Source organism: Paracoccus sp. SY (assembly GCF_002901215.1).
GTDB lineage: Bacteria > Pseudomonadota > Alphaproteobacteria > Rhodobacterales > Rhodobacteraceae > Paracoccus > Paracoccus acridae.
In genome coordinates, this window is sequence record NZ_NWMQ01000061.1 from 1 (window position 1) to 13,201 (window position 13,201).

16 protein-coding genes are annotated in these 13,201 nt (G+C 60.7%); 2 read left to right on the plus strand and 14 right to left on the minus strand.

Going from position 1 to position 13,201, the window contains the following annotated elements; all coding sequences use genetic code 11:
• From CK944_RS20150 to CK944_RS20210, 14 genes are all read right to left on the minus strand, one after another.
• Positions 1-512, minus strand: a 512-nt coding sequence (locus CK944_RS20150) for a TrbG/VirB9 family P-type conjugative transfer protein (RefSeq protein ID WP_103174853.1), incomplete at its 3' end; no start/stop codon positions are given.
• Entirely contained in the window at positions 509-1,195 is a 687-nt protein-coding gene (locus CK944_RS20155) for a virB8 family protein (RefSeq protein ID WP_103174854.1), read from the minus strand. The genes CK944_RS20150 and CK944_RS20155, both read right to left, overlap by 4 nt.
• Positions 1,196-1,219: 24 nt before the next feature.
• Positions 1,220-2,260, minus strand: a complete 1,041-nt coding sequence (locus CK944_RS20160) for a type IV secretion system protein (RefSeq protein ID WP_103174855.1) — start codon at positions 2,258-2,260, stop codon at positions 1,220-1,222.
• On the minus strand, positions 2,260-2,796 hold the full coding sequence (locus tag CK944_RS20165; RefSeq protein WP_103174856.1) for a hypothetical protein: 537 nt from the start codon (positions 2,794-2,796) through the stop codon (positions 2,260-2,262). The genes CK944_RS20160 and CK944_RS20165 overlap by 1 nt, the downstream gene beginning before the upstream one ends.
• Positions 2,797-2,798: 2 nt before the next feature.
• Positions 2,799-3,590, minus strand: a complete 792-nt coding sequence (locus CK944_RS20170) for a type IV secretion system protein (RefSeq protein ID WP_103174857.1) — start codon at positions 3,588-3,590, stop codon at positions 2,799-2,801.
• Positions 3,587-4,738 (minus strand): lytic transglycosylase domain-containing protein, encoded by a 1,152-nt coding sequence (locus tag CK944_RS20175; RefSeq protein WP_103174858.1) that lies wholly within the window; start codon positions 4,736-4,738, stop codon positions 3,587-3,589. The genes CK944_RS20170 and CK944_RS20175 overlap by 4 nt, the downstream gene beginning before the upstream one ends.
• 11 nt (positions 4,739-4,749) lie before the next feature.
• Entirely contained in the window at positions 4,750-4,872 is a 123-nt protein-coding gene (locus CK944_RS24230) for a hypothetical protein (protein WP_256388170.1), read from the minus strand.
• Positions 4,865-7,216 (minus strand): type IV secretion system protein B4, encoded by a 2,352-nt coding sequence (locus CK944_RS20180; protein ID WP_103174859.1) that lies wholly within the window; start codon positions 7,214-7,216, stop codon positions 4,865-4,867. The genes CK944_RS24230 and CK944_RS20180 overlap by 8 nt, the downstream gene beginning before the upstream one ends.
• Complete coding sequence (locus tag CK944_RS20185; protein WP_103174860.1) at positions 7,209-7,484, minus strand: VirB3 family type IV secretion system protein; 276 nt, start codon at positions 7,482-7,484, stop codon at positions 7,209-7,211. Before CK944_RS20185 ends, CK944_RS20180 begins: the two co-directional genes overlap by 8 nt.
• Positions 7,484-7,789 (minus strand): TrbC/VirB2 family protein, encoded by a 306-nt coding sequence (locus CK944_RS20190; protein WP_103174861.1) that lies wholly within the window; start codon positions 7,787-7,789, stop codon positions 7,484-7,486. Before CK944_RS20190 ends, CK944_RS20185 begins: the two co-directional genes overlap by 1 nt.
• Before the next feature lie 14 nt (positions 7,790-7,803).
• A complete protein-coding gene (locus CK944_RS20195) occupies positions 7,804-8,529 on the minus strand; it encodes a lytic transglycosylase domain-containing protein (protein WP_239986180.1) in 726 nt (241 codons plus the stop codon).
• Positions 8,530-8,614: 85 nt separating this feature from the next.
• A complete protein-coding gene (locus CK944_RS20200; protein WP_103174862.1) occupies positions 8,615-8,986 on the minus strand; it encodes a hypothetical protein in 372 nt (123 codons plus the stop codon).
• A gap of 496 nt (positions 8,987-9,482) precedes the next feature.
• The gene (locus CK944_RS20205; protein ID WP_103174863.1) at positions 9,483-10,490 is read right to left on the minus strand and encodes a S9 family peptidase; all 1,008 of its coding nucleotides are present in this window, start codon (positions 10,488-10,490) and stop codon (positions 9,483-9,485) included.
• A gap of 17 nt (positions 10,491-10,507) precedes the next feature.
• Entirely contained in the window at positions 10,508-12,172 is a 1,665-nt protein-coding gene (locus tag CK944_RS20210; RefSeq protein ID WP_192877792.1) for an RcgA family putative transporter, read from the minus strand.
• A 163-nt stretch (positions 12,173-12,335) separates the two neighbouring features.
• Here CK944_RS20210 and CK944_RS20215 point away from each other — a divergent pair, with 163 nt between their 5' ends.
• Positions 12,336-12,530, plus strand: coding sequence for a hypothetical protein (locus CK944_RS20215; RefSeq protein ID WP_103174864.1), 195 nt, complete (start codon positions 12,336-12,338; stop codon positions 12,528-12,530).
• A 17-nt stretch (positions 12,531-12,547) separates the two neighbouring features.
• A complete protein-coding gene (locus tag CK944_RS20220) occupies positions 12,548-13,153 on the plus strand; it encodes a hypothetical protein (RefSeq protein ID WP_371411684.1) in 606 nt (201 codons plus the stop codon).
• Positions 13,154-13,201 lie beyond the last annotated feature (48 nt).

Sequence of the window (13,201 nt, forward strand, 5' to 3'; positions counted from 1 at the left end):
GAGATCCCGACTGGCACAAATTCGGCTGCGCCCGTGCGGCTCAGGACGCGGTAGGTCATCGGCACCTCCGCCGGGATTGCCGCTGCCGCTGCCGCCCCGCGGGAACGAGACCGGCCGCTGCCCGGCACGGTGAACTTCACCGACCAGTTGGGCGTGGCCCGCGCGGACTCCACGGCATGGATGAAGTAAAAGCGCCGGTTGGTCTCGACCGCCAGGTTGGTGCTGACGCCCTCGAGCACGGGCTTGACGGTAAAGACGTTGGAGCCTTCAAGCTTCTCAACCTGAAAGGCCTCGCTGTCGCCAATGGCAATCGAGCGGATCGTCTCGCCATCCCCAAGCTCGACCAGAGTGACGTTCCGGACCCGGGTGTTGATGGTATAGACTTGCCCCTCCTGAAAGGTGGCATAGGTCAGGCGGCTGTCATTTCCGCCCGCACGAGGGCGGGCCTCGGCGTGGGACAGGGCGGGTAGGGAAAGCGCAAGCAGTACGCCGATTGTGGCGGAGCGGATCATGGCCGGGTCCCCATATCCTGAGCCTCAAAGCTTTCCGCCGTGACGCGGTAATCGGTGACGGTGAAGCCGAAGGGGTTCTCCCAGACGAGCTCCACCGCGCTCGCGGTCGTAGGCTCGAAGGCATAGCGGACCGTGGCATAGAATTTGCCAATCCGGTCCGGCTCGCCAGGCTTCTCGAGGCGCTTGGTGAAGCGGACCTGGGCGGTGTTCTCGGCAACCGGTGTGATCGACAGCACATCCACAATCACCTTGCCGCTCGATCCGTAGATCAGCGGCGGATAGTTTGGGTTCGCCTTGTCCCATTGTGCCTTCAGGGCCGCCTGCACGCGGGTCGCGGACATGCGGTAGACGCGCAAGATGCGGGCCTCGTTGTCGGCCTCGTCATAGGTCTCGCGGTTCTTGACATAGTTGTAGAGGAGCGACTGCTCGACAGCCACGCCTTGCTCGACACCGGCCGCCTCGATCCGGACCGCGCGCTCAGCCAGACCGGTGTCCTTGTCCACGATGGTCACGAACGCCTGTGTTTCCTTCAAGGGCAGCGTCAGCCCAGCAATGGCGACCCCGCCGAGGCCCACCAACACCCCGCCGATGGCCACACTCCAGGCCAGCCGCTCGCGCCGACGGAGCCCAAAGATCAGTTCGGTTTCCAGGATCGTCCTGCTGTCAGCCTCGCCGTCCTTCATGGACTTCTCCAGAACTCAGGCGCCTCATGCGCCGCTGTCACCCTTGCCCTGCATGATGTTGATGCCGCGCAGCTTGGCGCGCAGATCGGCACCCTTTTCCGCCCAGGATCGGTCCCGGGCACGAGCGGCAAGCATCGGGGTCTTGCCTGTGAGTGCGCCGGATACGAATGCTTCGCCACGTGTCTTGAGCGCCTCTCCTCCCCTGCGTATCCCGGCTCCGGTCGCAGTTGCAGGAAGCAGCACCGGACGCCCCACCAGCCGCACGGCCTCGGGAGCGAAGTTCGCGAGATTGAAGTTGCCGGTGATGTTGGCCGCCGCTGTAGGGATCGCCAGCAGGGCGAAGATGCCGACAAAGGCGACGCACAGAAAGCCAAGGATCATCGAGAAGTCCTCGACCTCAGCTTGGGGTGTAAACTGGGCCTCCGCCATCGATACGACAGCGCCGATCACGGCTGCCGCGGCAATCGGATACATTAGATAGCCTACGAACGAGGTCAGCCAGGCCTCGAAGAGGGACTTGGTGCGCTCGAACAGGGTGGCGATCATCGCCAATGGCGCGACGCCCAGCAGGAATGCGATCATGATCTTCGAGAAGCCGACGATCAGCACATAGGCTGCCATCAGGACCGACAGGATAATGAACAGGAACCCGGCGATCACGCCCCGGGCGATGGCACTTTGAGCCGCCGCGGCTCCGTCTGCGACATCCGACATCTGTACCGCAAACTTGTCCATGGCGGCCTCGGGTGTAGCCGCTCCGCCGTGGAAGAAGCTGAGAGCAAGATTGCCAGCGCCTGATGAGAGCGCATCATAGATCGCTCCGAAGTTTGCCCAGGAGCGGGCGAACAGGAAGACAAGCACAATCCGCGAGATGATCTGCCAAGTATCGCGCATGGAGAGCCGATAGGCGCCGAGCGCCATGTTAATGCCGACCAGAACAATCAGCAGCGTGGTTACGATCGTCAGCATCGGATCGAGTGCGTATGCTGTCGCGGTGAAGTATGTCTCGCCAACGTCGAGGACCGCTGCGTCCAGATCCCCAAGGATGGTTTCTACCAGGGCCATCAGTATTCTCCGCACATGGCGTCGACGATCTTGATTTGGCGCTCGTAGGCTTCATAGAGGCCGCGGGTGTGGTCCGGCGTAAGGACATCCACGTCCAGTTCCCTGCGCAAGCGATCCTCGAACCTGGCCACCCTTTCGTGTGGAATGATTTTTCCGGCACAGGTGCAGTCCTGTGTCGAGATCACATTGATCGTCGAAAGATAAACTGCGATGTCTCGATAGGCGCGCTTGCCTGGCCCCCCAGGCGACCGAACGTTCGACCGCATTTCCGGCGTTTTTTCACACGTCCGGTTCGGCTGGTTTTGTGCCGCGCTTGGCACCCGTTCAACACTGGACACATCCACATCGGGTGAAAGGTCGAGGCTCAGAAAATCTTCTTCCGCCGGCTTCTCCGCCTCGCTCATCTCGGCCTGTCGGTCCAAGAGTTCCTGCAGTTCCGCCTCCGGGAGGTCAGGAGGCGCTCCTGGCGTTTGCGCCAGTCCCATTGTGCCAAGGCCCAGGATCACCAGCCCGCTCAGTATCACCGTCCGTGTCATGGTCAGTCCTCCAGCTTCATGCGCAGGTACTTTTCCTCGTCGGCCGCGGTCGCTGCGTCCATGACTCCCATATTACCCTGACCGACCGTCTGGATCGCCTCCATTGACCAGACATTGGCAAGTGCGATGCCAAGCTCGGCAGTGACCCGCGTGTTGAGATCGATGGCTTCCTTCAGCCCCGCCGTGTCGGGAATGGTCTGCACGAGGCCATCGAGCCGTGTCAGGCTGTCGGTGGCCGCCTGCGCCGAGCTTTCCGCCGCCACGCTCATGAAGGCATTAACGTTGGCAGACTGCCCGATCCTTGCCGCTGTCTGGTCCTCGCTTCTGGCCAGCGTGTCGACGCCCTCCCGAGACAAGCCTGCGGTTGCAAAGGTGCCGTCCACATGACCTGTGACGGTGCGCCCGCTGCCCAGGATGTCGCCCGAGGACAGCACGCGGGTCCCGTCGCCCATGCGCGCGGCCTCAACCGAAGTGGTCAGGTCCGAAAACCCCGGCAGGATGTCCTCGAGGAAGCTGTCGGGATCGACACCGAGATCGGCCAGGGTGAGCCCATCGCGCAATGCGTCGATCTGGTCCTGCAGAAGCACGATCTGCTGAAGAAGTTGCGTGGTTTGTTCGTCAAGCTTGAGGTTCTGAGCGATCTGCTCCTTCAACTGCAGCTTTGCCTCGGTGAGCTGCTCGACGAGCTTGGCCAGGCTGGTCGCGTCGATGGTGGGCACGCCCTGTCCGGTAACGGGCAGGGCCAGGGCGCAGGAAAGGGCGCCGAGTGCGAACGCTTTCGAGATCCGTCTCATCCGTCGATCCTCATGTTCAGGTAATCCTCGTCCCGGGCATAGGCCTCAAGGAGCAGCGCGGTACGGGCGGCTTCGACCTTGCGCTCCACAGCCTGAAGCCGGGTCAGGATCACCGCCATGCGTGCCACCTCGGCGCGGGCATAGGTGTTCAGATCCATGGCGGCCTTCGCAGATCGGGTCGTCTCGACCTGCCGCAGGATGTCCTGCAGCCGGGTCATGGAGCCGTGCATCGTATTCGTGCTGACGGCCGCATATCCCAGGGCCGCGTCCGAGACGTTCGAGGTTTCGGCGATGGCCATGTCGCGTGGATCGAGCGTGCCGATGGCCTGCGGATTGCCACCCATGCGGCCCGCATAGCGATTGTAGTAACCGGTGATCCTCGCGACGTAGGTCCGGGTTTCCGCGTAGGGCGGGATGCCACCGTACTTCTGGACCGCACCTGGACCGGCATTGTAGGCGGCAAGCGCCAGCGGCATGGTCCCGAACATGCCGAGACCTTTCAGGAGATACCGCGCCCCGCCGTCGAGTTGCGTGCGGGGATCCTGGCGGCTGCCATCGTCTGGAATGCCCAGCTCGGCGAAGGTGCCGGGCATGATCTGAGTCAGCCCGAAGGCCCCGACAGGACTGCGAGCGCCGATGGAGAAGTTCGACTCCTGCTTGACGAGCGCCTGCAGCCAGCAGCGGAACTCGACCGCATCTATGCCCGCTCGCGCCAGGGCGGGGTGTCCGGCATGGGCCTGCGCGGTGTCGGAGATCATCTGCTCGATCGTGAGCGGCGCATCGCCCATGATGCGGGCGGCATAAGGGTTGTTGTCGGGGATGACGTAGATGTCGGTGGCTCCCGTGAACGCACCGTCGCCCGAGGTCCCGGCTTCCTCGAGACCCGGTACGAAGCGGGAGGTCTCAGACAGCAGATCGAGCGTCTCCTGCGCCGCCACCAGTTGATCGCCCCGCGCCGCGATCTGTCGGAGCCTTTCCTCGTTTTTGGCCTGTAGCTCCCCTGTCCTGACCACCTCCTCGCGCAGGCCAAGCACCTCAAGGGCAACCTTTTTCGCATCGATCACCGGCACGCCTTGCCCCGCCACGCCTGCGGGGATCACCACAAGGGCGATCAGGATGCAGGCGGGAGCGGAAACGCGGGCCTGCATCGCACGTCCTCCTACTTGCAGGAACTTGTGGCCACGAAGGCCATGCCCGACCAGCAGTTGGTCTTGCGGATCGGCGGGTCGCCGCAACCTGCAAGCAGGGTGGCGATGGCAGCCAGGAGCACAAGCCTAGGCATCGGGGGTCCTCCAGAAATGGGGCCGGCTGAAATAGTCCGCACCGAAGGCCCGGTGGCCTGCCTCGCCGCCGCCAAGTGCGGTCAGGAAGGGGCCGAGCGGCGAGAGATTGACATCCAGGATCGTGGAACCGTTACCGTGTCGCCACAGGGCCTGACGCTCGGCCGTGTGTCCCGTCAGGATGAAGTGCAGTTCGTTCTCGGTGAAGCCAAAGCCCTCATAGTCCGCAATGTCAGCAGCCCGGTTGGGAAAGATCATCTGGTTTGGCATGGCCTGGATGATCGAGCCTGAGTGGCTGTCGCGGATCTGGGACGGGAACTGCGTGAGCAGCACGACCACGACATTGAGCTTGCGCACCGTGACCAGCCACTTCGGCAGCCAGCGGGCGAAGAACGTATCGTCAAAGACGGTAGAGGCCTCGTCAATCACCAGAAGGGTCGGCTGCTTCTCCTCGAAAAGAAGCTCAAGGCGGCGGAAAATGTAGGACAGCACCGCCGTGCGTTCCGGAGCCATGGACAGGATCTCTGTCAGGTCGATCCCCGTCACGGGCGCAGTGAGATCGATCACGGGCTGATCGGTCTCCCCAAAGACCCAGGCATAGCGCCCTTCGGGGGCCCATTCGGCAAGCTTCATCGCCAGGTCGCGGTTATCCCCCACATCGCCGATCAGGTCTCCGAAATGGGCGAAGGTCCTGAGCGCTTCCGGAGCTACGCCGTTCTGGCGCACGGCGCCTTTTAGCGCCTCGGCCTGCTGCGGCGTGAGCTGGGGACCGTCGCGCTCGACCAGCCGGGCCAGCCAGTCCAAAAGCCAGGCCTTGCCCCGTGGTCCGCACTCCGTCAGAAGGGGATTGAGTCCGGTGGGCTGACCCGCGCGAATGGCCGCATACCGGCCGTCAAGCGCCGCGATCGCCATGCGCAGTGCCTGGTCCTTGTCAAAGAGGATCATCCGGGCACCCGTTCGCTGCGCCTGCGCGGCCAGAAACGCCATCAGCGAGGACTTGCCGCTGCCTGAGGGACCAAGAAACAGCGTGTGTCCAATGGTGGGCTCGGCCTCGGGATCGCCCGGCGCATGGAAGCTGAAGCGATGCGCCGCACCCGTTACTGTCTGAAACACCGTAACCGGCGTGCGCCAGGGCAGGGCCTCGGCCCGGGTGCCCGCACTCGCCATGTGGAAGGACGCCATGTCGGCGAAGTTGATTGACTTGGTGAGCGGGTTCCAGATCTCGTAGTCCCGGTTGCCGGGATGGGCCGCGAAGTAGGTGGCAGCCATCGTGTCATTGCAGCGCACGAGCTTCACCTTGGCCTGTTCCGCCACGCTGCGGACCTGGGACACCTTTGCCTCCAGCATGGCGGGGCTCCCGCCGAAGACCGTGATCGTCAGCTGGTGCTCGCCGAAGCCGCAGCGGCCGGACTCCACGTCGTCATAGGTTTGGTGCAGGTCAGCGGCGATGGAGCCGACCAGATCGCCCGCGGCCTCCATCTGCTGGATGCGACGCTTGGCCAGTTCGCTGATCTTGCCCATGGCGACGGGCGTATAGGAATGCGAGATCACCGTGTCGGTGCCGGCATCAAGGGCGTCGAGCATGCCCGGCCAGGTCTGCTGGGCATTGCGCCAGACCGACAGGACGGCCGCATAGCGCGGCGCGTCAAAGCCGTCGCGGAACTCGGCCACCGGCCCCTTGAAGTGGATCGACAGCAGCGAGACGTCCTCGGCAATCAGCGTGTGCAGCCCGCGATACTCGGGCCGGTAAAGTCCGGTGCTGATGGCCGCATAAAAGCCGAGCAGCGTGCCGTCGCTGATCCTGAGGCGATGGGCCTTGAGCGGCAGGCTGGTTTCCAGGATCGAGACGACCTCGCGGAGTTCGTGCAGGCGTTCGGCGGTGTTGCGGTCGAGAAGCCGCCCGGCGGCCTTTGCGAAGAACGGCACCTTGAGCGGCACCCGCTTGTTGCGCACCACTGTCAGCACCAGCATGAACTCGCGCAAGGCGCGGCCGGACAGATGGCCGCGCCACGCCATCTCCACGTCCTGCGCGAAGCCCTCACCATAGAGGGGCTTCAGCCCGAAGGCAGCGGGCCGCATCAGCCGGTGGACGTAGAAGGTGAACCGGTCATCAAGCCCGTCCAGGATAGCGGCAAAGCTGCGGGCCAGATCGAGGATGTCCCGGTCGGAGGCGGTGATTCCGTCGATGCCGCCGATCTCCAGGCTCATCATCAGCGCGTTCTCGCGCGTGCGCACCGTGTGATCGTCGACTTCGAGCGCGTAGGGCATCTCCGCATAGACCTGCGGCGATCTCGGCAGATGGCGCCGCGCGCGTTCGCTGACCGGGAGAGATCGGGCGCTAAACATAGTGGCGGCCCAACCTTCGTTTCCTTCGCGACAAAGGCGGCGGGGTCTTCCTCATCACCACTGCCACCGCCTTGTGGCCGTTCGGGTTCATTGCGGTGATCAGGCGGGCGAGGCCGTACCAGAGTGGTGCGCTCAGCAGCCACGACGCGGCCTTGGTCCAGATGAAGGGCAGCATGACAAGCGCGCCAACCGCCATTGTGTAGGGCATTGGCAGGCCCAGGAGCCTGGCCTGGCGCGACAGCCCGAGAATGACGGCATGGCGCTCCATCAGCTGAAGACCGCCTTCAGGTCCGCCACAAAGCCCGGCGCGCCGAAGACCAGAAAGGCGCCGACGGCAATCATCAGCACCCACATCCAGCTGATCTTGTTGAAGGCGGCTGCAAAGCCTGCCAGCACCAGGGCCACCGTGAAGAAGACGGTGGCGATGTTGCCGCGGATCCAGGCGACAAAGTCGTTGCCGACCGTATCGGCTTTCGTGAAGTCCACGCCCGATTGCGCCAAGGCGTCGCCGGAAACGGCAGTTACAAGGATGGCGGCGAGGAGGGCGGGCATCAGTAAGCGACTCGGAGCCATGATGGTGGCCTTTCCTAGTTTCGGAGGAGGCGGTCTCGTTCCGCCAGCACGCGGATCACGTAGTCACGGGTTTCTCGGTAGGGTGGGACGCCACGGTAGCGTTCGACGGCGCCAGGCCCGGCATTGTAGGCAGCAAGCGCCAGCAACGGTGAGCGGAACACCTGCAGCTGCAGAAGCAGGTAGCGGGCGCCGCCGTCGAGGTTCTGCATCGGATCGTGCGGGTTCACGCCGAGCCTTGCGGCCGTACCGGGCATCAGCTGCGCGTAGCCGATGGCACCTTTGTGACTCTCCGCATGGGGATTGAAGCGTGACTCCTGCCAGACCAGGGCTTGGAACAGCGCCGCCCACTCTCGCGGCGAGATATCGTTCTGCGAGAGGGCAGGGTGATGCTGGTAACGGAGCGCCACTGTTCGCGTGGCAGCGATGCCGGTCGCGCGGCGGCCGGAGCCTGGCTGGTCAGATAGTGATGCATCCAGAGGCGCCAAAAACATCATGGCGTGGCCAGAGTTGGCCGCCCCCTTATCAACCGCCACACCTTCTCGTGCTTGCAAGTTGATGCGACGACCGTCAGCATCGAAGTGCTGCACGGAACTGGAACCCCTTATACCAATCTGCCTTCCGCTTGCGTCAAAGCGCAGAACATCGGCTGCGGCAGGTAAGACAGATCCGATCAGGCTGATTAAGATCGCAGTTTTGACAGAACCATGCTGTCGTCGTTTGAACGAAGTTGCCGTTTCCACGACAAGGCTCCAAACGAATATTCTGCGGTCTGGACGATAAGCAATCCGAAGCGCGGATGCGGGTGACGCGTCTTGTTTGCCTGAGTTAGAGCCGCGCCACCATAGTGACGCCTTTGGCACCGGGAATAACCGTGGCGGTGATCCCCAGATCCGTCTGAGCGTTGAACAGCCCGGTGGTGGTCTTGATCTCCTTGTACGCGTAATCTGACGGATCAAGCTTACGTCCAGATTGCTCAGCCCGCCGTCGTTCACGGTAAAGGTCTCTCTGAGCAACGACCACACCAAAGCGGCCGGTTTCTGGCTCGAAGGCCACCAGGTACCAAGAGCCTCGGACCGTGTTTTGTGCTGGGACAGGGTCTTCGGCACAAACAACGTGAAGTTCCCAGCCGTCCAGGAGTTTTTCCCTACACATGTCAACGGTGAGCACCTCGTTGCTAACCTGGACTTGGTTGGTCATGCGACGCGCTCCACAAAGCAGTCTGACGCGTCTACGCCAGACTATCAAAATACGTATTCACCGTGCAAGTAGGTAAAATGGAGATTCTCACCTTCCTTGCCGAGTGTCTGTTATCCGTGTTGTCCGAGAATCTTCAAGCTACAGCAACTCCACAAGCCTGATCGTTTAAAACTGGACTTCGCTTACATTTGAGCATCTTGAAGCCAAAAAGATTTTGCTCAGTCGAACCTGTTCGTGGCGACCTGACGATGCCCGCTCCGTGACTACTGGTGACCCACCCCCGCTTACTGCCATCGGCGGCCCTTGCCCGGCTCGGATACCGCGCGTCGTGCCTGTCCAGACGAAAGTGTCTGCCGCCGGCACTGCCCTACGGCAGATATACCGATAAACAGGCGGAGCATCGATGCGCATCTCCGACCCGACTACCATTGCCACCGGTTCTCCGTGCTCACTATGACGGAAGTGACTTGGACAAGAAGAGGAAACTCCAGACCGTTCAAGGCCGCCGACGGAGCAACGCCCTTAATCTCAGTCCGGATAGAATGACATATGGGGGGATTGATAGGGAATAGTGGCCACAGTTTGCTTCCAGGACATCCAGCTTGGCTCCGGCGTCATTCAGCCGGTCGACAAACCGTTTGGACAGTTCCGGCAAGACGACCTTGTCTCTCAGGGCCAGAACAACCAAAATGTCCAAGTCTGGCCGAGCAAGCCGATCAGTGTAGTTTTCCAGGTTTACTGGGCCCCAAGCCCTGTTTAAATCGGGTAATTTGATCGCCGGCTCCAAGCTGGCCCGGATCGATTGGGTTGCACGGCCAGTCCAAACCATGTCGGCAAGGCTTCCCGCCGTCAAAAACAACGCAGCCTTTCTGACAGTCGGATCATGGGCTGCGATCAGTCCAGCGACCCAAGATCCTAGACTTATGCCGAGTACAGAAATCTCTTTGTAGCCTTCAGCCCTGAGCCACCGTATGAGTTTCCGGCCATCCAGCACTCCTTGACGTACGGACCGGATCGTTCTGCCGAGATTTGCGCTCAGCATATAGTCAGCATGTGAGGAGCCCGGACGCTTACGCTCCAGGTGATAGGGTAATGCGATCTCAACAACCGTGATGTCTTGCCGGGCAAATGACTTTGCCAGCAGATCATTCCGGGAGCGCGCATTCCAGTGATGAAACACGACCAAAGCGTGATCAAAAGATCTGCCCTTCGTTATTCGAGCAAAAACTCTATTATTCTCGTCAGTCTCTGTGGATATATCTGAAGGAAAGCTGATCCACCCCTTTCTGGCTTCGAACGATAACTCGGATCCAATCGGTTCATCGAAGTACGAAGGATCCGCAACGGCGCGATCTGCAAGATCACAAAAGTCTGCAATGCTTGCGACATTGCCCGCCCCTGGAAAGGCCAGTTCGGCAGCAAGGACGACGTCCGTTACCTTCTTTCCTTCGTCTCCGCGCTGCGCTCGCCGTTCATCCCAACGATCAAGCCACTTGTAGAACACCTGGATTATCCTCTCGCTCACCTTCCATACCGGAAGCCGGGATCAATCAAACTGTATATCGCGAGCAGCCCACCGAGGCTTAGCAAAACGGAGAAGCCCGCAAAGACATCAATGAGCAGGTAGTTGGCCACGAGTAACCCCACGACCCCAAACATCATCCCCCACGGCAGACTAGACTGACCGGAGTAATCGTGTAGCCGTTTTTCATGTGGCTGCTCAGCAGCATTTATCGCTTTTGCTTGTGCGCACATCCAGCGGACTCGAGCGGCACCATGCAGGAAGACTGTACATGTCGTCAGGACGACGAGAAGGCTGCTATAAAGCGTGGGTCTACTGTAAGGCAGGCGATCAAGGACTACGTGTCGTCCGCTCAAGACCGTCATCAAGTCGTCAACTAACCACGACACGATCGTTTCTGCTCGCGATAGCATGAACATGTTTTGAAGCCTCATGCAGATCGCAATAAGGAGCCCCAAAATTGTACAACGAAATATTCCCAGCATTACTCTGAAAGAAGCTTCATTGATCTCTTTCCGGCGCTCGGCATAGGACCAGAGTTCTGGCGCCTGTCCGATCTTTGACAGGTCATCGACCAGTGTAAAAAGTAAAATCAAACCCGCAAAAAAGATAAAGAAGCAGATACCCATATAGAGGTACGCAGCGCCTGTGAATACGACGGCTTCCGGCACCGAGATAACGTCTGGATGGAAAATTGCAATACGCCCCCAGTCCACACCAAAGTTGCCTGGATCGCTCGTCAGCAGTGGGACCAAGCACTCGTTGATCCATTGCACTACAGAGGCAATGGGCAAACAGACAAAAAGACTTGCCCAGTATGGATAAGAATAATCTTCAACGCGGCGTATCCAGTCACGGGTACACTGGTCTTTTCGTCCCAGTGTAAACTTCACGCGCCCTTCCTTTTTCCAATAGGCGATCAAATCACCCGCAAACATCAGATAAAGGGGAAGGATCACCAAGAAGAGAATTGTCCAATTCGGCGCCCACAAAAACCCCACCTGCTTGGTCGCTTCGTTCGGATGGGCGTAGAAAACGCTGTGGATGTCGACAACGTACGACATGAAGCCCAGTGCCACGGCGCCCGCGAACACCGTTGCCGGCAAATCCAGCAAGGATCGGCTACTGAAGAGTGCCTCGGATCGACTTGCCAGACTGAAGTGCCGAGACGATCCAGCAGGGGTGTTCTCGCTTGATGTCTCTGGCGGCAGGGCTGCCTCGTTACGGGAGGACGCAGGTGGGGCCACATCTGTGTTCTCCAACGCACCGGGTTCTTCTGCGCCGGTCTGCTTCCGTCTCTTGGCTGTCAGCCGTGATTGTGCCGTGCTGAGTTCCACCTGCCAATCGCCGGTCGCGACCGGATCATCACAACCTAAAACTCTCGCCAGCCACCGAATGTTGGTAGGGCTGATGCCCCTGTCGTTCTCCTGAAACCAAAGCTGCACCGTTCTCAGGTCCACCCCGGCTCGATTGCCCTCGATCTGAGAAATTGCTTCTGCAAGAAGTTCGGGCGTCCATGGGCCAGGGGGAAACCCATCTTTGTCCGCTGGCCGACCCGCACCTGTGGCAGCTATTCGGGCGAAGAGCTCCTTGAAGTCACTCCCGTCCTTCGGGGGTGGCAGAAAAAACTTACTGTTCTTTGTCAGCGGACTGGCGGGTTCCATTTCGTTTTGTTTCGCCTGGCTTCGTATCCTCTCGTGACTTCTTCCCTTATGGAAGCACAGCTACTGGGGGTGCAGAAAGGGTTTTGTCAGTTCGATGGCGAACAAGACCTGACACAAGCCACTCTTTTGCGGGCGAGATATTGCCCACTGGGCGGAGGAATAGATGATGCATCAAGATCAGACGACGAAACGGGAAGCGATCCTCACGGAAACGGTTGTCGAGGGTCAGACAACCCGTGGGCTTTATCGCTGGAACACGGGTGAGCTTTCCCAGATTTCTGTTCCCGAGAACTTCTTCTTCGATCCTTCGAAGGCCATCCGTCCGCGGACGTACTCGCAATCGCCGGTTGCCACATAGACACAGGTGGAGTAATCATGATACCGATCTGCAGTGCAGATAGGTGTAATGATATGGATTGCTGGCACATACGCAACATCGTCACGGCCGGGATGATTGTCGCAGTCCCGGCGCTCACGCCCTCTTCTGCCCTCGCCTATCCTATCGATTGCGCCATCTTGCTCTGCATGGCTGGCGGTTTTCCGGCATCGGCCGAATGCTCGGCCGCCAAAGCCGAGGTCATCCGTCGCATCACCCCCTGGCCCATCGAGCCGCCGTTGCAACTCTGGCGATGTCCCATGGGGAGCAGTCCCGGCCTGCCGGTTGATGGCGAGAAGAACTTGTCGCCGGACATCGCAGCATACCGTGACGCGATCGAGGTCTGGCATCTTGCCAAGTCCGTGACGAGCGGCAGTGGAGGGCGAGACATGTATCTGAATACTGTGCGAGGCACCTACGATGCGTCTGGTCGCCTTGTGCGGCAAAGCGTTAGCGAGGAGGACTGGCCTGCATGGCTGGATCCCGCCGTTCGGGCCAGAACCGGGAGCACGCTGTTGAGTGAGTACGGTCCAAGCTTTCGGGCCGTCGTGCTGCGCATGCAGGATTACACCGGTGCATACTCCACGGAATGGGTCAGCTACTGATGCCTGTACCAGCCGTTGAGCAGTTCACGACGAAAAGAAGGGACAACG

Coding starts and splice junctions, on each gene's coding strand:
- CK944_RS20180 (WP_103174859.1), bottom strand. CDS start 7,216: ATGTTTAGCGCCCGATCTCTCCCGGTCAGCGAACGCGCGCGGCGCCAT.
- CK944_RS20210 (WP_192877792.1), bottom strand. CDS start 12,172: ATGGAACCCGCCAGTCCGCTGACAAAGAACAGTAAGTTTTTTCTGCCA.
- CK944_RS20175 (WP_103174858.1), bottom strand. CDS start 4,738: ATGCAGGCCCGCGTTTCCGCTCCCGCCTGCATCCTGATCGCCCTTGTG.
- CK944_RS24230 (WP_256388170.1), bottom strand. CDS start 4,872: ATGCCTAGGCTTGTGCTCCTGGCTGCCATCGCCACCCTGCTTGCAGGT.
- CK944_RS20155 (WP_103174854.1), bottom strand. CDS start 1,195: ATGAAGGACGGCGAGGCTGACAGCAGGACGATCCTGGAAACCGAACTG.
- CK944_RS20215 (WP_103174864.1), top strand. CDS start 12,336: ATGATGCATCAAGATCAGACGACGAAACGGGAAGCGATCCTCACGGAA.
- CK944_RS20220 (WP_371411684.1), top strand. CDS start 12,548: ATGATACCGATCTGCAGTGCAGATAGGTGTAATGATATGGATTGCTGG.
- CK944_RS20165 (WP_103174856.1), bottom strand. CDS start 2,796: ATGACACGGACGGTGATACTGAGCGGGCTGGTGATCCTGGGCCTTGGC.
- CK944_RS20185 (WP_103174860.1), bottom strand. CDS start 7,484: ATGGAGCGCCATGCCGTCATTCTCGGGCTGTCGCGCCAGGCCAGGCTC.
- CK944_RS20170 (WP_103174857.1), bottom strand. CDS start 3,590: ATGAGACGGATCTCGAAAGCGTTCGCACTCGGCGCCCTTTCCTGCGCC.
- CK944_RS20160 (WP_103174855.1), bottom strand. CDS start 2,260: ATGGCCCTGGTAGAAACCATCCTTGGGGATCTGGACGCAGCGGTCCTC.
- CK944_RS20190 (WP_103174861.1), bottom strand. CDS start 7,789: ATGGCTCCGAGTCGCTTACTGATGCCCGCCCTCCTCGCCGCCATCCTT.
- CK944_RS20200 (WP_103174862.1), bottom strand. CDS start 8,986: ATGACCAACCAAGTCCAGGTTAGCAACGAGGTGCTCACCGTTGACATG.